We start from the raw sequence: 19,655 nt of genomic DNA, 5'->3' as shown, positions 1-19,655 counted from the left end.
GTGAAAATATGAACAAATTTATTTAAATAGGCTTGAAGGTTTTCACAAGTCGTTATATGATAAGCGTGTAAAGAAAAACTAACGAGAATTTGCAAACAAGCAACAAGAACTGTAAGTTGGTAGGAAAATTAAACTACTATATTAGTAGTTTTTCTTTAAAGAATAATTTGTGAAATATTTCACAAATTAACTGCTTTTATAAAGTAGTTTTTTCTTTAAAGTAATATGTGAAAAACTTCACATAATTATCATTCTCTATAATTGGAGGGATCTACGATGTCAGTTGTTGAAAAAGAAGTAAAAGGGAAAAATGAACAAGTTGATGTGCAAGCAGTTATTGATGAAATGGCTGTGAAAGGAAAAAGAGCACTAAAGGAATTTATGTCCTTAGATCAAGAGCAAGTAGATGAAATAGTAAAAGCAATGGCTCTTGCTGGCTTAGATAAACATATGTATTTAGCTAAACTAGCAGTAGAAGAAACCGGAAGAGGCATTTATGAAGATAAAATAACAAAGAATATATTCTCTACAGAATATATATACCACAATATTAAATATGATCGTACAGTTGGGGTAATAAATGAGGATCAACAAACAGGAATTGTCGAAATCGCTGATCCAGTTGGAGTGATTGCAGGAGTAACACCTGTTACAAACCCTACCTCTACTACAATGTTTAAAGCTATTATTGCTATTAAAACACGGAATCCAATTATTTTTGCTTTCCATCCTTCTGCACAGAAATGCAGTAGTGAAGCAGCTAGAATCTTAAGAGATGCAGCTGTAAAAGCAGGGGCACCAGAAAACTGTATTCAATGGGTTGAAAAACCTTCCATTGAAACAACAAAAGCATTAATGAACCATAATGATATCGCACTAATTCTTGCAACTGGAGGACCAGGAATGGTTAAATCTGCATACAGTTGTGGCAAACCAGCACTGGGAGTTGGAGCTGGTAACGTACCTTGTTATATTGAAAAAACAGCAAAAGTTAAAAGAGCAGTCACTGATTTAATTCTTTCTAAAACATTTGATAATGGAATGATTTGTGCCTCTGAACAAGCAGTAATCATTGATAAAGAAATCTATGAAGAAGTGAAAGATTTATTAGTTCGTAATAGCTGTTATTTCTTAAATAAAGAGGAATTAGCCAAAGTAGAAAAACTAGTAATTAATGAAAACACATGTGCTGTAAATCCTGATATCGTTGGTAAATCTGCTCATTATATCGCAGGATTGGCAGGAGTAAAAGTTCCGGAAGATACCAAAATCCTACTTGCGGAATTAGAGGGTGTGGGACCAAATTACCCGCTATCAAGAGAAAAATTAAGTCCAGTCCTTGCATGCTATAAAGTTGAATCAACAGAAGAAGGAATCAAACGTGCAGAAGAAATGCTAGAATTCGGCGGATTAGGACACTCAGCAGTTATTCACTCTGAAGATCCAAAAGTAATCGAAAGCTTTGCGCTAAGAATGAAAGCATGCCGAATTATTAACAACGCTCCATCTTCTCAAGGTGCGATCGGTGATATCTACAATGCTTTCATGCCATCTTTAACACTTGGCTGTGGATCTTATGGTAAAAACTCTGTATCTACTAACGTAACAGACATTCATTTATTGAATGTAAAAAAACTAGCAAAAAGGAATGTAAATATGCAATGGTTTAAAGTTCCATCAAAAATCTATTTTGAGAAAAACTCTGTACAGTATTTACAAAAAATGAAGGACATTTCTAGAGTGTTTATCGTAACTGATCCATATATGGTCAAATTCGGATATGTTGATAAATTACTTTATAACTTAAGAAAACGTTCAAATCTAGTGCAAGTAGAAGTATTTTCCGATGTAGAGCCAGATCCATCTATTGAAACAGTTGTTAGAGGAACAGAAATGATGGCTAAATTCCAGCCGGATTGCATTATCGCTCTTGGTGGGGGTTCTCCAATGGATGCAGCGAAAGGAATGTGGTTATTCTATGAACATCCAGATGAAGAGTTCTTTGGCTTAAAGCAAAAGTTCTTAGATATCCGCAAAAGAGTATATAAATATCCATCATTGGGTGGAAAAGCTAAATTTGTGGCAATTCCAACTACCTCTGGTACTGGATCTGAAGTAACATCTTTTGCGGTTATTACCGATAAAGAGCAAAATATTAAATATCCTTTAGCAGATTATGAGTTAACACCAGATGTAGCAATCATTGATCCGCAATTTGTGATGACAGTTCCACCATCCGTTACAGCAGATACAGGGATGGACGTACTAACACATGCTGTGGAGGCGTATGTATCAAATATGGCAAATGACTATACAGATGCATTAGCAGTTAAAGCTGTTCAATTGATCTTTGAATATTTACCAAGAGCTTATCGTAATGGAAATGATGAAGAAGCACGTGAAAAAGTGCATAATGCTTCTACGATCGCCGGTATGGCATTTGCAAATGCGTTCTTAGGAATTAACCATAGCTTGGCACATAAATTAGGAGCCGAATTCCATATCGCACATGGCCGTTCTAATGCAATTTTATTGCCACATGTTATCAGATATAATGCTGAGAAACCAAAAAAATTCATGTCATTCCCTAAATATGAATATTTTAAAGCAGATGAACGTTATGCGGATCTTGCTAGAATTCTTGGATTGCCGGCTAATACAGTTGAACAAGGTGTAGACAACTTTGTAAAGGCAGTAATCAGACTAGGGAAAGAACTGAATATTCCAATGAGTATTGCTGCACAAGGCGTAGATGCAAAAGAATTCGAAGCAAAAGTGGATTATTTAGCGGACCGGGCCTTTGAAGATCAATGTACAACAGCTAACCCTAAATTACCATTAGTTACAGAGTTAGCAGATATTTATCGTAAAGCCTATAAAGGGGTTTAAAAAATCCTCGAATAATAAAAATGGTCAAATCACTCGTGATTTGACCATTTTTATTATTCAATTTGCTAATCCAGTAATCTTTAAAGAGGAAGTCCTGCGTAAATCAATATAGGAATCCTTTAGTCGAATCAATGGTAAATGAGGTTCATTTTGATGAATAAAGATAATTTCTGCTGTTTCATTATTAGATAGCATGACTTTTTTAAAGAGCTGCTTCCTCATGATGAAATTGGTAAATGGAATAACAATAGCTGGATTTAAAGCATTTCCATAGGATTCACTCATTAATTCATCAATAGCTTCAATGTAGGTTTTCTTGTCTTTATACGTATTAGCAGTACACATGCTATTAAATTTGTCTGCAACGGAAACAATTTGGATCAAGAAAGGAATATCCTTTTCTGTACGCTGAGAGGGGTAGCCTCTGCCATTTATTTTTTCATGATGTAACAGAGCAGTTCGCGATATTAATATATCCAATTGTGGAACTTGAAATAAAATACTTTTTCCATAGATTGTGTGTTTTTGCATTTCTTTATATTCTGTTTGTGTTAAACGAGCAGATGCCTTTAAAATAGATGAATCCAACTTTAACATTCCGATATCATGAAATAATCCCATCTGACTAAGCAGATGGCATTGCTTTTTAGGCAATCCTAAAATCTTCCCAATAATGGCGGAAAGGATTCCAACATTTATACTATGCTGGTAAATATAATCATTTGGTGAGACTTCTTTATGAAGAATTTCTAAAATTGCTAATTCTTGAAGAGAAGAATCAATGATGTCTTTAAAGCCAGTTAAGAGTTTTTCCACCGTGCTGTTATCTTGTTCCATAATGCGATGGAAAGTTTCTTTTACCTCATCTAGCAAATTAGTAAATTCCTTATTATCGGAGGAGGTAGCGGTTTCATCTGTAGGTTCAATAACATCAAATGGATTAACCTGATGCTTTGTAAGTAATTCAACATGCTTCTTGGTTAAGATGGAGTCCTTTTTAAGTAGAAGTAAGCCTTCAATAGAGTTTGAATAAACATCCTTTTTTATACGATACCCAACAATATCCATAGTTCCTTTTCCCATATTAATTGTCTCCTTTACATAATGGCTATATATTGCTGCCTCGCATCCCCTTATTAGTAAATATTACCTTAGCTCCATCATAGATAAAACGGACTTTTTGACTAGTTATCGCACTTCTTATTGCCTATTTTAGTAGAAATTACTAGGGAGTAAGGCCTTCTGTATATTTTTCCTATTATAATAGCTATATATTTACCAAATAGAATAGAAGAAGATGCATAGATACATAGAGAGAGGAGCGGAAGGATGAAGAGGAGTCGAGTGAATAAAAATACATATTCTTTACATAAGGAAAAGAAATATCAACATCATATTAATTTCATTCATAATGAATTGAGGAATTATCGTACGATTGATATACCAAATCGTACGATAATCATTAAGAATCAGGATTTGGAAGATTGGATTGTGGAAGAGTTAAGTCCTGAAGAACTAGATGAAATTATTGTATTGCTAGAACAAGCTAAGAAAAGAGCATCTTCTGTGAAACCAATCTTTCAAGTGATTGCAACAAGCTTGTTAAAAATTACATAAGGATTCTGTTTTTAACAAAAGGCTTCTTGCTTGTTTCACTATGTGGAGAACTATATAATAGTATATATTTATCGATAAACACTAGACCGGATTTTAAGAAAAAGAGTAGAAAATCAAAATAGACAGTTGTGAATGCTTCTGTTATTGTATTGTAAGAAATAGCCATATAGAAACCTAATGAAGCCTTGTTTCTTGAATTAGGAGGAGAATTAGTTGGAACCTTGTATGCAAAGTTTATATACTTATTTAAATGACCATCTTGTTGATATGCGTAAAGAGTGGCTAAGCATGATAGAAAATAGTGATTCATCCTTTTATTCAGTCCATAAATCAGCAGAGAATATGGCAGAACTAATTACCGCCCATCAAACTCTTTTAGAAAATGTAATAAAGGTTTTTATTGAGGAAGAAGAAGTATATTCAGCAAATATTTCTGAATGGGCTCTTAAAGTTGCAGAAAAGCGGGCGAAAGACTTAGTACCAATTTTAGAATCAATTGAACAGCTTAACACGGTTAAAGGCATTCTTTTATCATATGTAGAAAAATTTTCTGCGGAGACTACTGCTCATTTAACAATTCCTACACTCTTTGAATGGATACGATTAATTCATTATGCATTTGATTTATTTGTAAATATTTTTATTGGTTCTTACGATAAATATAAATTTCAGCAATTAACGGCACAGCAAGAAACTATATATGAATTAAGCAGCCCAGTTATTCCAATTACGGAGGGAATTGGTGTTATTCCATTAATCGGCGATATTGATACAAAGCGAGCGCAATTAATTATGGAGAATACACTAAAGGAATGTAACGAGAAACGATTTAATCACTTATTTATTGATTTATCGGGTGTGCCCCTAATTGATACAATGGTTGCGCATCAAATTTTCCAAGTGATTCATGCTTTACGATTAATTGGTGTCAAAGGTTATCTTTCAGGATTAAGACCAGAGGTGGCACAAACAGCTATTCAACTAGGTGTAGATTTTAGCCAGATACCAATATTTAATAATTTAGCAAGTGCACTAGGGAAATTTGGATTAACGGTCAATGAAGTGAAATTTGTTAAATAGAGGTGTATATAGATGGGGAAATATATAGCTGCACTATTTTTCCCGTGCCTATTGGTAATCCTTTTTTCAAAAGCAACCTATTATCCAATTATTGGTTTAGTCTTAACCGTTGCTTTAATTGCTGCTTCGGTTTACAGAGGATATACGGATACATTTTTATTAATTGTCGTTGATGCTTTTTCTATGACTATTGGTTATATGATCAGTAGAAATTGGAAAGAGAGATTAGCAAGTAAGGATACTTAATAGAAGAAATATAAAAAAGAATAGAGAAGAAGAATGACTAAACGATTTTCCGTCGATAAAGAGGATAGGTATTTCGTATAGTCATTTTTTTATAGGGAAATGTTTTTCGTCCTAATCAAATTATGTTCAAAAATAAATCGAATGTTTGTTCTCTTTTTTGTGGTTTGAAATGGAAGGTTTGTGGTAGAATGATGTTATATTGATTACATAGGTAGGAATTAAAGAAAGAAATGGTTAAAAATCGTCTTTTCATTTTGTTGTTTTCCTTAATTTGTTGCTTTTTGTTTTTGCGGAGAATTTGAATCCTTAAAACAACAGAGTGTACGAAAATAGCTAATATCGTGGAGTATTAACATAAAGCAGCAATGGAATAGATGAATAAACAGGCGTGTGTATAGATCGGAGGATGGTTTAGTGAGTCATGATTTTGAATTAGTTTCGAAGTATACTCCTCAAGGAGATCAGCCAGAAGCAATCAAAAAATTAGTCTCAGGTATACAAGCAGGAGAGAAGATTCAAACCTTGCTGGGGGCAACTGGGACGGGTAAAACGTTCACCATAAGCAATGTGATTAAAGAAGTTAAAAAGCCAACATTAATTATTGCTCACAATAAAACCTTAGCAGGTCAATTATATAGTGAGTTTAAAGAATTTTTTCCTAATAATGCAGTAGAATATTTTGTTAGCTACTATGATTATTACCAACCAGAGGCTTATGTCCCGCAAACGGATACGTTTATTGAAAAAGATGCAAGCATTAATGATGAAATTGATAAGCTCCGTCACTCAGCAACATCTTCCTTATTTGAAAGAGATGACGTAATAATTATTGCCAGTGTATCTTGTATATATGGATTAGGTTCTCCAGAAGAATATCGAGAAATGGTTGTATCATTAAGAACCGGTATGGAATTGGAAAGAAATCAATTGCTTCGTAAATTAGTGGATATTCAATACGATCGAAATGATATTGATTTTAAACGGGGAACTTTTCGTGTCCGTGGTGATGTAGTCGAAATTTTCCCAGCGTCCCGAGATGAACATTGTATAAGAGTCGAATTTTTTGGAGATGAAATTGACCGGATTCGGGAAGTGGATGCATTAACGGGTGAAATTTTAGGAGAACGAAATCATATTGCTATTTTTCCGGCGTCTCACTTCGTAACAAGAGAAGAGAAAATGAAAATAGCAATTGAAAACATTGAAAAAGAATTAGAAGAACGCTTAGAGCAATTAAGAGCAGATAATAAATTATTAGAGGCTCAGCGTCTAGAACAACGCTCACGCTATGATTTAGAAATGATGCGAGAAATGGGATTCTGTTCAGGAATAGAAAATTACTCAAGACATTTAACATTAAGACCTCCTGGATCTACTCCTTATACATTGCTGGATTATTTTCCAAAAGATTTCTTACTTGTGATTGACGAATCCCATGTTACGTTGCCGCAAATTAGAGGAATGTATAATGGAGACCAAGCGCGGAAAAACGTATTAGTTGAGCATGGTTTCCGCCTGCCTTCAGCTCTTGATAACCGCCCATTAACGTTCGGAGAATTTGAGAAGCATATTAATCAAATGATTTGTGTTTCTGCAACACCAGGACCATATGAAATCGAACATACTCCTGTTATGATTGAACAAATAATCCGTCCAACTGGGTTACTTGATCCAACCATTGATGTTCGTCCAATTGAAGGACAGATTGATGATTTAATAGCGGAAATCCATGAGAGAATGAAACGAAATGAACGGGTATTGGTAACAACACTGACGAAAAAAATGTCAGAGGATTTAACAGATTATCTAAAAGAAATAGGGATAAAAGTACAGTATCTACATTCCGAAGTAAAAACATTAGAACGGATTGAAATTATTCGAGAGTTACGTCTTGGGAAATACGATGTATTGATAGGAATTAACCTATTGCGAGAAGGCTTGGATATTCCTGAAGTCTCACTCGTTACTATTTTGGATGCAGATAAGGAAGGGTTCCTTCGTTCAGAGCGGTCCCTTATTCAAACGATTGGACGGGCGGCGAGAAATTCTAATGGCCATGTCATCATGTACGCTGATAAGATTACCCATTCCATGGAAGTCGCTATCAGCGAAACGAAAAGACGTAGAGAAATTCAAGAAAAGTATAATGAAGAACATGGAATTACCCCGCAAACCATTCAAAAAGGAATTAGAGATACAATCCGTGCTACGCAAGCAGCAGAGGAGCCTGAAGAGTATGGAACAACTACAAAACTTGATAAATTAACGAAAAAAGAAAAAGAAGCAATGATCGCACAAATGGAAAACGAGATGAAAGAAGCAGCAAAAGCATTAAACTTCGAAAGAGCTGCAGAACTTCGCGATTTACTGCTTGAATTAAAGGCTGAGGGGTGAGAGAACAATGGCAAAAGATAAACTTATCGTAAAAGGTGCACGTGCAAATAATTTAAAAAATATTGATATAACAATACCGAGAGATCAATTAGTAGTGATAACTGGTTTATCTGGTTCAGGAAAGTCTTCTCTTGCTTTTGATACGATTTATGCAGAAGGACAAAGAAGATATGTAGAATCTTTATCTGCCTATGCTCGGCAGTTTTTAGGACAAATGGATAAGCCTGATGTTGATTCAATAGAAGGCTTATCTCCTGCTATTTCTATTGATCAGAAAACGACAAGTCGAAATCCTCGTTCTACTGTGGGGACTGTAACAGAAATTTATGATTATTTGAGATTATTATTTGCGAGGGTAGGAAGACCAACTTGTCCAGAGCATGGTATTGAAATTTCTTCTCAGACAATAGAACAGATGGTTGACCGTATTCTCGAATATCCTGAGAGAACTAGACTGCAAGTACTTGCGCCGGTTGTATCAGGGCGCAAGGGAACACATGTGAAAGTACTTGAAGATGTAAAAAAACAAGGGTATGTTCGTTTGCGCATCGATGGAGAAATGTTTGAAATTGGTGATGATATTTCTCTAGAGAAAAATAAGAAACATAATATTGAAGTAGTTATCGATCGACTTGTTGTCAAAGAGGGAATAACTGCTCGTCTGGCAGATTCATTGGAATCAGCCTTACAATTCGGGAATGGAAAAGTCATTATTGATGTGATGGGACAAGAGGAATTACTGTTTAGTGAGCATCACGCTTGTCCAATTTGCGGTTTCTCTATTAGTGAATTAGAACCAAGGCTATTTTCTTTTAATAGTCCATTTGGAGCTTGTCCAGATTGTGATGGTCTAGGAAATAAACTAGTTGTAGATGTAGATTTAGTTATTCCTGATTGGAATTTAACTTTAAAGGAAAATGCGATAGCTCCTTGGGAATCTATTAGTTCTCAATACTATCCACAGCTTCTTGAAAGTGTATGTAATCATTATGGAATTGACATGAATATACCTGTAAAGAACATTCCGAAGAATTTAATGGATAAAATCCTTTATGGATCTGGAAAGGAATATATCCATTTCCGCTATGAAAATGACTTTGGCCAAGTGAGAGAAAATGATATCCAATTCGAAGGCGTTATGAAAAACGTGGAAAGAAGATATAAAGAAACTAGTTCTGACTACATCCGTGAGCAAATGCAAAAATACATGGCAGAACAGCCTTGTCGCACATGTAAAGGATATCGCCTAAAGAAAGAGGCTTTGGCTGTTTTAATTAACGGACAGCATATCGGCAAAATTACTGAAAAATCAGTGGTGGAATGCTATGAATTTATGGAGAAGGTTGATTTAACAGATAAAGAAAAACAAATTGCTAACTTGATTCTTCGAGAAATAAAAGAAAGAGTTGGATTTTTAATCAATGTTGGATTAGATTATCTAACACTAAGTAGAGCGGCAGGAACTTTATCAGGTGGAGAAGCCCAAAGAATTCGTTTAGCAACACAAATCGGTTCAAGGCTTACGGGTGTTCTTTATATTTTGGACGAGCCTTCCATTGGGCTTCATCAAAGAGATAATGATAAATTAATCGATACATTAAGACAGATGCGTGATATAGGGAATACATTGATTGTTGTAGAACATGATGAAGATACCATGATGGCTGCTGACTATTTAATTGATGTTGGTCCAGGTGCGGGTGTCCATGGTGGCGAAATTATTTCTGTGGGAACGCCAAAAGAAGTAATGAATGATCCACAATCGATAACTGGTCAGTATTTATCTGGAAAGAAATTCATTCCACTTCCATTAGAGAGAAAACAAAGTGATGGCAGATATATTGAAATTACTGGGGCAAAAGAAAATAATTTAAAAAATGTAAATGTAAAAATACCGCTCGGAATGTTTATCGCTGTGACAGGGGTTTCTGGTTCAGGAAAAAGTACTTTAATTAATGAAATTCTTCATAAAGGCTTGGCTCAAAAGCTAAATCGTGCGAAGGCAAAGCCAGGTGCCCATAAGGAAATTAAGGGAATTGAACAATTGGAAAAAGTCATAGATATTGACCAATCCCCAATTGGTCGAACACCAAGATCGAATCCGGCGACTTATACGGGTGTGTTTGATGATATACGTGATGTTTTTGCGACAACCAATGAAGCAAAGGTACGCGGTTATAAAAAAGGACGTTTTAGTTTTAATGTTAAAGGTGGAAGATGCGAAGCATGCCGCGGAGATGGAATCATAAAAATTGAAATGCATTTCCTTCCAGATGTTTATGTTCCATGTGAAGTTTGTCATGGCAAACGATACAATAGGGAAACATTAGAAGTGAAATATAAAGGAAAAAACATCTCCGATGTATTGGAAATGACAGTGGAAGATGGTGTATCCTTCTTCGAAAATATACCGAAAATCCATCGTAAATTGCAAACAATTGTGGACGTTGGTTTAGGTTATATTAAACTCGGACAGCCAGCGACTACTTTATCAGGTGGAGAGGCACAAAGGGTAAAACTAGCGTCAGAATTACACCGTCGATCTACCGGAAAGTCTTTTTATATTTTGGATGAGCCGACAACAGGCTTACACGTTGATGATATTTCAAGACTATTGATTGTTCTTCAGCGACTAGTCGAAAATGGAGATACAGTACTAGTTATTGAACATAATCTCGATGTCATTAAGACTGCTGATTATATTATCGACTTAGGACCAGAAGGCGGAGATAAAGGTGGCACAATATTAGGAACAGGGACTCCTGAAGATATTGCCAATCTAAAAGGGTCTTATACAGGGAAATATTTAAAGCCGATCCTAGATAGAGAGCGGCAAAGAATGAAGAATAGTATCGAAGAAGCGGAAAAAATCGCTACAACTTAAATCAAGAGACGGGGAAAGTAGAAAAGCTGATGGAATTATTACCAACAGTTACCTGCCAGACCTCGTCTCTTTTTTCCTAACTTAAGGAGAAATTCTTCTGAATTAGAAACCCGCTACATAAAATAAAGAAGATCAGAAAGTATTCAAATTGAAACCTTTGCTGGGATGATTCCGTATTAACATATAGGAGTCCTTTCTGTTAATTAGTAATTTCAACCAATGATTGGCTTTGAAAGTGTCTTTTTTCTTTAATCTAATAGTCTTCACATTAGCAAATGGAAATAAGCGGTGTTTTAATGTTTTGTGAAAAGTACTTAAAAGAATAAAATCGTATTTTTTGAGGAGGATTTAAAGTGGCAGAAGAGAAAAAGCGAATTTTAGAATTAGTGGAAAGTGGAAAATTAACTGTTGATGAAGCGTTAAAGCTAATGGAAAAGGTTGATGAAGTGAATGAGAAAAAGTCTTTAAATGAAGAAGAAAAAATAATTTTAGAAGATTTTCAAAAAGAATCAAAGTTTCATGAAAAAAAGAAAGAAACGTCTTCAAATTATGGATTTAATTTTCAAGCAGCGAAAGATAAGCTTTTTGACATAGTTGATACAACCATAAAAAAGGTGAAGGAAGTAGACCTAGATTTAAACTTCGGTCATTTTGAAGAAGTTTCTCACATTTTTCAATTCAATAATATTGCTCCCAAAAAGTTGGATATCGATATTCCCAATGGAGAAGTAGAACTGATTCCATGGGATCAAGAGGAAGTAAGTATTGAGTGTAAAGCAAGGGTCTATCGAGTGAATTCTTTAGAGGAAGCAAAAAGAGTATTTCTCAAGGAAGTAGACGTAATAGTAGATAATGAGCGCTTAGTAGTGAAAACGAACCATAAGTGGATGAAAGTGAAAGCACAGGTTTATATTCCACAAATTTCATATGAATCAGCCATCATCCGTTTATTTAATGGACCAATTACTACGTTTGATGTTAAAGCGGAAAAATTGTATGCTAAAACAGCTAATGGTAAAATAACGCTAAAAGCTGGTGAAAACAAAAAAGTGGAGGCAGATGCTGCAAACGGCAGTATTAAAGTCGAAAAAGGAAAGATAGATAAACTGGATGCAGAAACAATAAATGGCTCTATTACGGTTGAGGGGTATTTCAATAAAGTTGATTTACAAGCCTTTAATGGCAGTATATCATGTGTGAACCATTCAGAAACCTGTGAAATCCTTGAGCTCCAAGGGACAACAGGAAGCATTGAAGTAAGTTTACCTGAAACATTAGCGGTCAGCGGTGAATTAAAAACGAATTTTGGTGGATTCAATGTAGAGTTAGAGGGAATACAAATAATAGAGGAAAAAAATGAAGTTCTGCAAAAAACGTTACAATTTAAATCAATCCAATCAAGTGAGCATCATACAAAAATTGAAGCTAATACTAAAACAGGATCGATAAAAGTGAAGAAAATTGAAAAAAGCAATTAATTTTAATAGAAGAAATGAATAAGATACAGGGACTTCAAGGTAAAATGTGGTTTTCTTCTGTATCTTAAATCAATCAGCTTCTTCTGTGTTTAAATGAGGAGTAATTGGAATGAGATGGATTATCGGAATACTGATTAATGCTATATTCTTTGTAGCATTAGCTGGATTATTTCAGGAACAATTTTATTTATCGGGAATAGGTGCAGCAATCGGAGCAAGTGTGATTTTATCTTTGCTAAATATTATTGTCAAACCAATTTTAATTTTATTGACGTTACCTGTAACAGTGTTATCGCTTGGGCTATTTTTATTTGTCATCAACGCTATTACGCTGTCATTAACAGACAGATTAATGGGAGATAGTTTTGAAATTTCGAGTTTTGGTATGTGTTTATTTTTTAGCGTTCTACTGTCACTTTGCAATATAATCGTTCAAAACACAGTTCTGCGAGGAAAAGAATAGAAAGCTGCCGGGTAAAGGAGTGGAGAAATGGCCATTGCTTTACCTAGCAGCTTTTCTTATTATTTTGACTGAATTCTAGCATATATTTAGTGTTTAATGCTAAAATAAGGTGAATATGGAATTCTAAAAAAACATACCTTAAACAGCTAATACTGTTTATAAAAAACTTAACAGCAGTGACCTTTAAAGGAGGAGCTTCATGGCAGCGAAAGTACTAATAAAAGATGTTATCGAAGAGTTTGATTTAGAAATTGTAAGTGGAGAAGAGGGAATTAATCGACCAATTACAGTTAGTGATATATCAAGACCAGGTCTCGAGATGGCTGGCTATTTTAACTATTATCCAGCAGAACGTGTTCAGCTGTTAGGGAAGACAGAACTATCCTTTGCTGAACGATTAAGTGAGGAAGATAGGGCAAATCGCTTAACCAAGTTATGTAGTGATACAACGCCAGGAATTATTATTACTCGAAATATGGAGGTGCCTCCCCAATTAATAGAGGCATCAGAAGAATTAGCTGTACCTGTACTACGATCTAAGCATAAAACATCGCTTTTTTCCAGTCGTCTTACAAATTTCTTGGAAAGAAAATTAGCACCAACAACAGCGGTTCACGGGGTTCTTGTTGACATTTATGGTGTGGGCGTTTTAATTACTGGTAAAAGTGGTGTAGGTAAAAGTGAAACAGCACTTGAGCTTGTAAAACGCGGGCATCGATTAGTTGCTGATGATTGTGTGGAGATACGCCAAGAAGATGAGAATTTAATTGTCGGTAGTTCACCAGAGTTAATTGAACATCTATTGGAAATTCGTGGATTAGGGATCATTAATGTCATGACGCTTTTTGGAGCTGGGGCTGTTCGTACCCACAAAAAAATATCTTTAGTTATGTCTTTGGAATTATGGGAGCAAAACAAGCAATATGATCGTTTAGGTTTAGATGAGGAAAAAATGAAAATAATTGATACAGAAGTAACCAAGCTGACAATTCCAGTTCGTCCTGGCCGAAATTTAGCGGTAATTATTGAGGTCGCGGCAATGAATTTCCGTTTAAAAAGAATGGGTGTTAATGCAGCCGAACAATTCACGAATAAATTAAACAATGTTATATCTGACGAAAGAAAATAAATAAAGTGAAATGCTGTGAAAAACGTGGGAAATAGGAGGAAATCGAATGGAAGATATACAACCAATTGATCCAATTGCTTTTTCGTTAGGACCGTTTGATGTTAGATGGTACGGACTTATCATTGGCTTTGGATTGATTCTTGCTCTTGTTATTGCAATGCGAGAAGGGAATCGAAGAGGACTTGGAAAGGATGACTTTCCTGATTTAATGTTATGGGCAATCCCCATTTCTATTATATGTGCGCGAATTTACTACGTCATTTTTGAATGGAGCTACTATAAAGATCATCTAGGGGATATACCGAAAATTTGGAATGGTGGAATTGCCATTCATGGAGCTTTAATTGGTGCGATTGTGACTACTTATATTTTTACAAAGAAAAAGGGTATTTCCTTCTGGAAAATCGCGGACATCGCTGCACCTAGTCTAATCCTTGGACAAGCTATTGGCCGTTGGGGCAACTTTATGAATCAAGAGGCACATGGCGAAGAAGTTACACGTTCTTTTTTAGAAGGTTTACATTTGCCGAATTTTATTATCGATCAAATGTATATTAACGGCACTTACTATCATCCTACTTTTTTATATGAATCATTATGGAATATTGTTGGATTCGTAATTTTACTAGTTTTACGGAAAGTGAACTTACGTAGAGGAGAAATCTTTTTAACTTATGTTATTTGGTATTCAGTTGGAAGATTCTTTATCGAAGGAATGAGAACAGATAGCCTTATGATTGGTGATTTACGGATGGCTCAATTAATTTCATTAGCGTTAATTGTCATTTCTATTATCTGTATCGCTTATAGACGGAAAACGGGTCTTGCAAGTGAACGTTATTTAGATGCAAATGGTTAATCATGGAAAGGAATGTTTAGGTTGACTGGAAAGATTAATACAGCATTATTCGATTTGGATGGAACGCTAATAAATACAAATGAATTAATTATTTCCTCCTACTTACATACATTAAATCATTATTACCCAGGAAAATATAAACGAGTTGATGTCATTCCTTTTATGGGACCACCATTATTGGAAATATTTGAGTCGATTGATAAAATGAGAGCTCCAGAGATGATAGCAATGTATCGCTCCTATAATATTGCGAATCACGATAAGATTGTTACAATATTTGATGGTGTTTATGATGCTATTAAAGAATTAAAGCAAAGAGGCTTTAAGCTTGCAATTGTATCAACAAAACTTTCCGATGTAGTGGAAATGGGCTTGAAATTGACGAAGCTAGATGAGTTTTTTGATGTAGTGGTTGCTTTAGATCATGTAACAAACGCTAAACCAGATCCCGAGCCGGTTCTCCTTGCTCTTGAAAAATTAAAGGCTCCCCCTGGCGATGCAATTATGGTTGGAGATAATAAACATGATATTTTGTCTGGGAAAAATGCAGGTACTTTAACAGCGGGTGTTGCTTGGACACTAAAAGGGAAAGAATTTTTGCAGGCATATAATCCTGATTATATTTTTGAGAATATGAAAGACATTCTTTCTATTCCTGAAGTACAACAAACATGAGAAAAACGACGAGATATCCGGTTAGTGGACCCAATTCCTTATGGCATGTTTATAAAACGGTCCCGTTTTTGAAAGTAATTAAAAATTTTATTGTTATTCAGACAGCAAGATATATGCCTTTTTTGAAAGTGAAAAATTGGATGTACCGAAAGCTATTAAAAATGCAGGTGGGAGATCAAACCTCCTTCGCCTTAATGGTAATGCTTGATATTATGTTTCCAGAAAAAATTAAGGTCGGCAAGAATACTGTCATAGGCTACAATAGCACTATTCTTGCCCATGAATATTTAATAGAGGAATACAGACTTGGGGAGATTGAAATTGGCGATGAAGTCATGATTGGTGCCAATTCCACTATTCTTCCTGGTGTGACAATTGGTGATCGTGCGATTGTTTCTGCAGGTACATTAGTACATAAGAACGTCCCGGCAGGAAGCTTTGTTGGGGGAAATCCGATGCAAATCATTTATACCGCAGAACAAATGGAAGAACGTAAACGAAATGAGCCTTCCTATGTATTAGATGAATAAAGACAAAAACCTATCTGTCCGTTATTTCAAGAATAAGTTTCTAGAAGTAAGGAATAGATAGGTTTTTTTGAAAATGTCAGAATTAATAAAAAACATTGAAATATAACGATAAATTGAATATACCGAAAGACTTTGTTTATAAGTTTCGTTGGATTTTTTAGAAAGATCTAATAAATGAAACTTTTCTCTTGACCTCAGTTCAGACGAAGAGTACACTAAAAACAACTCTTTAATTTGGTAGTATATTAGCGAACTAAAGCATTCGGAATTTTAAAACATGAGGTGTTATGATGAGCAGCTTATTTATGTTTGAAAAGCCATTAGGCATGAGAGATACATTACCAGCGATTTACGAAAGAAAATATAAAGTTAAACAAAAAATAGATACAGAAATAAAAAAATGGGGTTATCAATTTATTGAAACTCCGACATTAGAATACTATGAAACAGTCGGCACAGCGTCCGCTATTTTAGACCAGCAGCTTTTTAAATTATTGGATCAGCAGGGACATACACTAGTTCTTCGCCCAGATATGACTGCGCCAATAGCGAGAGTAGCGGCATCTAAGCTTCTATCAGAAGATTTGCCATTACGTCTTGCCTATAATGCGTCCGTGTTTCGAGCGCAGCAGCGAGAAGGCGGCAGACCGGCGGAGTTTGAACAAATAGGTGTTGAATATATTGGCGATAAAACCATTAGTGCAGATGGAGAAGGAATTTCTCTACTTATTTCCTCCCTTCAACAAGCAGGTGTGAAAAACTATCAAGTGTCGGTAGGGCATATTGGCTTTGTCCAATCATTTTTTCAACAAATTCTTGGAACAAAAGATAGAGTGGACAGTTTAACCAAATATTTATATGAGAAAAATTATGTCGGCTATCGTCAGCATGTAGAACAACTTGCTTTATCAAGTATTGATAAACAGCGCTTAAATGATTTCCTAACACTAAGAGGAAAAGAAGAAGTGATTGACCTTGCCTATCAGCTAATGGAAGGAGATCAAGGAAAGAAAGCAATCGATGATTTAAAACAGCTAAGAGATATCCTTGTAGATTACGAAGTGGCAGACAGAGTGACATTTGATTTATCACTTGTTAGTCATATGAGCTACTATACTGGCATTGTATATGAGGTATATGCAGAAGGGGTAGGCTTTCCCATTGGTAGTGGGGGCAGATATGATTTGCTATTAGAGAAATTCGGAAAAAACACTGGAGCAACTGGTTTTGCTATTCGAGTGGATCGACTATTGGAAGCATTAGGCACGGTCGCAAAAACAACCATGATCGAATGTATTTTATTTAGTAGTGAACGAAGAAAAGAAGCATTTCTATTAGCTCAAGAAAAAAGGCAAGCTGGCATCCATGTCATTACGCAAGATATTAATGGGGTGAAAGATGTAGATGCTTGTACAAAGCAGTATAGTGAAATCATACTATTGGTTGGAAAAAAAGGAGCGGAGGTGGCCAAATGAATGACATGCTAACTATCGCAATGCCAAAGGGAAGAATTTTCGAAGAGGCAGCCGATTTATTAAGAGATGCAGGCTTTCGTTTACCAGCAGAATTTGATGACTCCCGGAAATTAATTATAGAGGTTGAAGAAGAAAACTTCCGCTTTATCTTGGCTAAGCCTATGGATGTTCCTACCTATGTCGAGCATGGCGTTGCCGATTTGGGGATTGCAGGAAAGGATGTCATGCTAGAGGAAGAAAGAGATGTATATGAATTGCTAGATTTACATATTAGTGCCTGTTATTTAGCAGTAGCAGGGCTTCCTCATACAGAACTGAATGAAATTGCTCCTAGAATTGCAACAAAATATCCTAATGTAGCGGCAGCCTATTTTCGTGAACAAGGGTCTCAAGTAGAAATTATTAAGCTGAATGGTTCCATTGAGCTTGCACCAATTATCGGCTTAACAGATCGAATTGTCGATATTGTTTCGACAGGAAAGACACTTGCTGAGAATGGCCTAATTGAATATGAAAGAATCGTAGACATTACTTCAAGATTAATTGTCAATCCTGCAAGCTACCGATTGAAGGATAGACGAATTAGTGAATTAGTAGTGAGGCTTCAGCCGGTAGTAAAGTCGAAATTAAGTGTGAAATAACGAATAAGGAGTATTCTAGATGCGAATTGTGACAGATATAGAGAATATTAGTTTAAAACGCTCTGTTGATGCAGGTACGGAAGAACAGCGAAAAGCGGTTCGGGAGATTATGGGACAGGTAAAAAGAAGTGGTGACCAAGCTTTAATCGAATATACAAAAAAATGGGATGGAGCTGAATTGACAAGTCTTCGGGTGAAGAAAGAAGAGCTAGCAGCTGCTTACAATTATGTAGACAAGGAAATGGTTTCGATTATAAAAGAGGCGGCCGCAAATATTAAAGAATACCATCAAAAGCAATTGAAAACCTCATGGGATTTTACCCAAGAAAATGGCTCTGTTCTTGGTCAACGGATTCTCCCATTAGATTCCGTTGGTGTTTATGTTCCAGGGGGAACAGCAGCTTATCCTTCGTCTGTATTAATGAATGTCATTCCAGCATTAGTTGCAGGAGTTCAGCGGATAGTTATGGTCTCGCCGCCGAATGAAAATGGAATTCTCCCGAGTGCTGTTTTAGTAGCAGCTGATATTGCTGGGGTAAAGGAGATTTACAAAGTGGGGGGCGCTCAGGCTATTGCCGCATTAGCGTACGGGACGGAATCAATTGAGAAAGTTGATAAGATTGTCGGTCCTGGAAATATCTTTGTTGCCCTTGCCAAAAGAGAAGTTTTTGGCGATGTTGCTATTGATATGATTGCAGGACCAAGTGAAATTGCCATCATAGCTGATGAAACAGCAAGTGCAAAAGAAATTGCTGCAGACTTATTATCACAGGCAGAGCATGACGAAAGAGCTTCCTCTGTTCTCGTTACTACTTCCATTTTATTGGCTGAGGAAGTCTCTCGAGAAGTGAAGCAGCAGTTAAATGATTTGCCACGTAAGGAAATAGCGGAAAAATCAATTGATCAATATGGATTAATCGTGGTTGTAGAAACGTTAGATAAGGCTGTCGCTGTCATCAATACTATTGCGCCAGAACATTTAGAAATCATAACAAAAAATCCATACGTTCTCCTCGACCATATCCGTCATGCAGGATCTATTTTTATAGGAAGATATAGCTCAGAGCCAGTCGGGGATTATTTTGCTGGAACAAACCACGTATTACCTACAAATGGAACAGCAAGGTTCTCCAACCCACTAAACGTGGATGATTTCCAAAAAAAATCTAGTATCACACATTACAGTGAAGCAGCATTTAAAGAAAACGCTCATAAAATAGCCAAGTTTGCCCGCTTAGAGGGATTGGAGGCTCATGCAAGAGCCATAGAAGCGCGATATGACGACCTGGAATAAT

At 35.8% G+C, this 19,655-nt stretch carries 16 protein-coding genes; 15 read left to right on the top strand and 1 reads right to left on the bottom strand.

Going from position 1 to position 19,655, the window contains the following annotated elements; genetic code table 11:
• Positions 1-276: 276 nt before the first annotated feature.
• On the top strand, positions 277-2,889 hold the full coding sequence (gene adhE, locus NX902_RS19520) for a bifunctional acetaldehyde-CoA/alcohol dehydrogenase (protein WP_123258205.1): 2,613 nt from the start codon (positions 277-279) through the stop codon (positions 2,887-2,889).
• A gap of 57 nt (positions 2,890-2,946) precedes the next feature.
• On the opposite strand, the gene NX902_RS19515 is transcribed toward adhE, so the two are convergent.
• Entirely contained in the window at positions 2,947-3,972 is a 1,026-nt protein-coding gene (locus NX902_RS19515; protein WP_095330348.1) for an HD-GYP domain-containing protein, read from the bottom strand.
• A 261-nt stretch (positions 3,973-4,233) separates the two neighbouring features.
• Between NX902_RS19515 and NX902_RS19510 the strand changes: the two genes are divergently transcribed.
• The 14 genes from NX902_RS19510 (at position 4,234) to hisD (ending at position 19,654) form a co-directional block, all read left to right on the top strand.
• Positions 4,234-4,506 (top strand): hypothetical protein, encoded by a 273-nt coding sequence (locus tag NX902_RS19510; RefSeq protein ID WP_095330383.1) that lies wholly within the window; start codon positions 4,234-4,236, stop codon positions 4,504-4,506.
• Between the two features lie 213 nt (positions 4,507-4,719).
• Positions 4,720-5,586: an STAS domain-containing protein gene (locus NX902_RS19505; RefSeq protein ID WP_095330349.1), complete on the top strand. Its 867-nt coding sequence runs from the start codon at positions 4,720-4,722 to the stop codon at positions 5,584-5,586.
• A gap of 12 nt (positions 5,587-5,598) precedes the next feature.
• Entirely contained in the window at positions 5,599-5,832 is a 234-nt protein-coding gene (locus NX902_RS19500) for a CsbA family protein (protein ID WP_095330350.1), read from the top strand.
• 414 nt (positions 5,833-6,246) lie between these two features.
• A complete protein-coding gene (uvrB, locus tag NX902_RS19495; RefSeq protein ID WP_095330351.1) occupies positions 6,247-8,226 on the top strand; it encodes an excinuclease ABC subunit UvrB in 1,980 nt (659 codons plus the stop codon).
• Positions 8,227-8,233: 7 nt separating this feature from the next.
• Positions 8,234-11,110: an excinuclease ABC subunit UvrA gene (uvrA, locus tag NX902_RS19490; RefSeq protein ID WP_095330352.1), complete on the top strand. Its 2,877-nt coding sequence runs from the start codon at positions 8,234-8,236 to the stop codon at positions 11,108-11,110.
• Positions 11,111-11,463: 353 nt separating this feature from the next.
• Positions 11,464-12,588: a DUF4097 family beta strand repeat-containing protein gene (locus tag NX902_RS19485; protein ID WP_123260605.1), complete on the top strand. Its 1,125-nt coding sequence runs from the start codon at positions 11,464-11,466 to the stop codon at positions 12,586-12,588.
• Between the two features lie 109 nt (positions 12,589-12,697).
• Positions 12,698-13,051 carry a phage holin family protein gene (locus tag NX902_RS19480; protein ID WP_095330354.1) on the top strand — a complete coding sequence of 118 codons (354 nt, stop codon included), beginning with the start codon at positions 12,698-12,700 and terminating at the stop codon, positions 13,049-13,051.
• Positions 13,052-13,250: 199 nt separating this feature from the next.
• On the top strand, positions 13,251-14,180 hold the full coding sequence (hprK, locus tag NX902_RS19475; protein ID WP_095330355.1) for an HPr(Ser) kinase/phosphatase: 930 nt from the start codon (positions 13,251-13,253) through the stop codon (positions 14,178-14,180).
• Positions 14,181-14,226: 46 nt separating this feature from the next.
• On the top strand, positions 14,227-15,039 hold the full coding sequence (gene lgt / locus NX902_RS19470; RefSeq protein ID WP_095330356.1) for a prolipoprotein diacylglyceryl transferase: 813 nt from the start codon (positions 14,227-14,229) through the stop codon (positions 15,037-15,039).
• A 21-nt stretch (positions 15,040-15,060) separates the two neighbouring features.
• Positions 15,061-15,714, top strand: a complete 654-nt coding sequence (gene ppaX / locus NX902_RS19465; protein ID WP_341160924.1) for a pyrophosphatase PpaX — start codon at positions 15,061-15,063, stop codon at positions 15,712-15,714.
• Positions 15,711-16,244, top strand: coding sequence for an acyltransferase (locus NX902_RS19460; RefSeq protein WP_341160923.1), 534 nt, complete (start codon positions 15,711-15,713; stop codon positions 16,242-16,244). The genes ppaX and NX902_RS19460 overlap by 4 nt, the downstream gene beginning before the upstream one ends.
• 290 nt (positions 16,245-16,534) lie before the next feature.
• Positions 16,535-17,719, top strand: coding sequence for an ATP phosphoribosyltransferase regulatory subunit (locus tag NX902_RS19455; protein ID WP_163187456.1), 1,185 nt, complete (start codon positions 16,535-16,537; stop codon positions 17,717-17,719).
• On the top strand, positions 17,716-18,360 hold the full coding sequence (gene hisG / locus NX902_RS19450) for an ATP phosphoribosyltransferase (protein WP_123258201.1): 645 nt from the start codon (positions 17,716-17,718) through the stop codon (positions 18,358-18,360). The genes NX902_RS19455 and hisG overlap by 4 nt, the downstream gene beginning before the upstream one ends.
• Positions 18,361-18,379: 19 nt before the next feature.
• Complete coding sequence (gene hisD, locus NX902_RS19445) at positions 18,380-19,654, top strand: histidinol dehydrogenase (RefSeq protein ID WP_095330361.1); 1,275 nt, start codon at positions 18,380-18,382, stop codon at positions 19,652-19,654.
• Position 19,655 lies beyond the last annotated feature (1 nt).

The sequence above is a fragment of the Niallia sp. FSL W8-0954 genome (assembly GCF_038005605.1).
In the GTDB taxonomy this organism is placed as follows: domain Bacteria; phylum Bacillota; class Bacilli; order Bacillales; family Cytobacillaceae; genus Niallia; species Niallia circulans_A.
Note: the sequence above shows the minus strand (reverse complement) of the source record. Positions and strands in the feature narration are given on the sequence as shown.

Coding starts and splice junctions, on each gene's coding strand:
- lgt (WP_095330356.1), top strand. CDS start 14,227: ATGGAAGATATACAACCAATTGATCCAATTGCTTTTTCGTTAGGACCG.
- adhE (WP_123258205.1), top strand. CDS start 277: ATGTCAGTTGTTGAAAAAGAAGTAAAAGGGAAAAATGAACAAGTTGAT.
- hisG (WP_123258201.1), top strand. CDS start 17,716: ATGAATGACATGCTAACTATCGCAATGCCAAAGGGAAGAATTTTCGAA.
- NX902_RS19500 (WP_095330350.1), top strand. CDS start 5,599: ATGGGGAAATATATAGCTGCACTATTTTTCCCGTGCCTATTGGTAATC.
- hprK (WP_095330355.1), top strand. CDS start 13,251: ATGGCAGCGAAAGTACTAATAAAAGATGTTATCGAAGAGTTTGATTTA.
- uvrA (WP_095330352.1), top strand. CDS start 8,234: ATGGCAAAAGATAAACTTATCGTAAAAGGTGCACGTGCAAATAATTTA.
- NX902_RS19455 (WP_163187456.1), top strand. CDS start 16,535: ATGAGCAGCTTATTTATGTTTGAAAAGCCATTAGGCATGAGAGATACA.
- hisD (WP_095330361.1), top strand. CDS start 18,380: ATGCGAATTGTGACAGATATAGAGAATATTAGTTTAAAACGCTCTGTT.
- NX902_RS19480 (WP_095330354.1), top strand. CDS start 12,698: ATGAGATGGATTATCGGAATACTGATTAATGCTATATTCTTTGTAGCA.
- NX902_RS19460 (WP_341160923.1), top strand. CDS start 15,711: ATGAGAAAAACGACGAGATATCCGGTTAGTGGACCCAATTCCTTATGG.
- NX902_RS19515 (WP_095330348.1), bottom strand. CDS start 3,972: ATGGGAAAAGGAACTATGGATATTGTTGGGTATCGTATAAAAAAGGAT.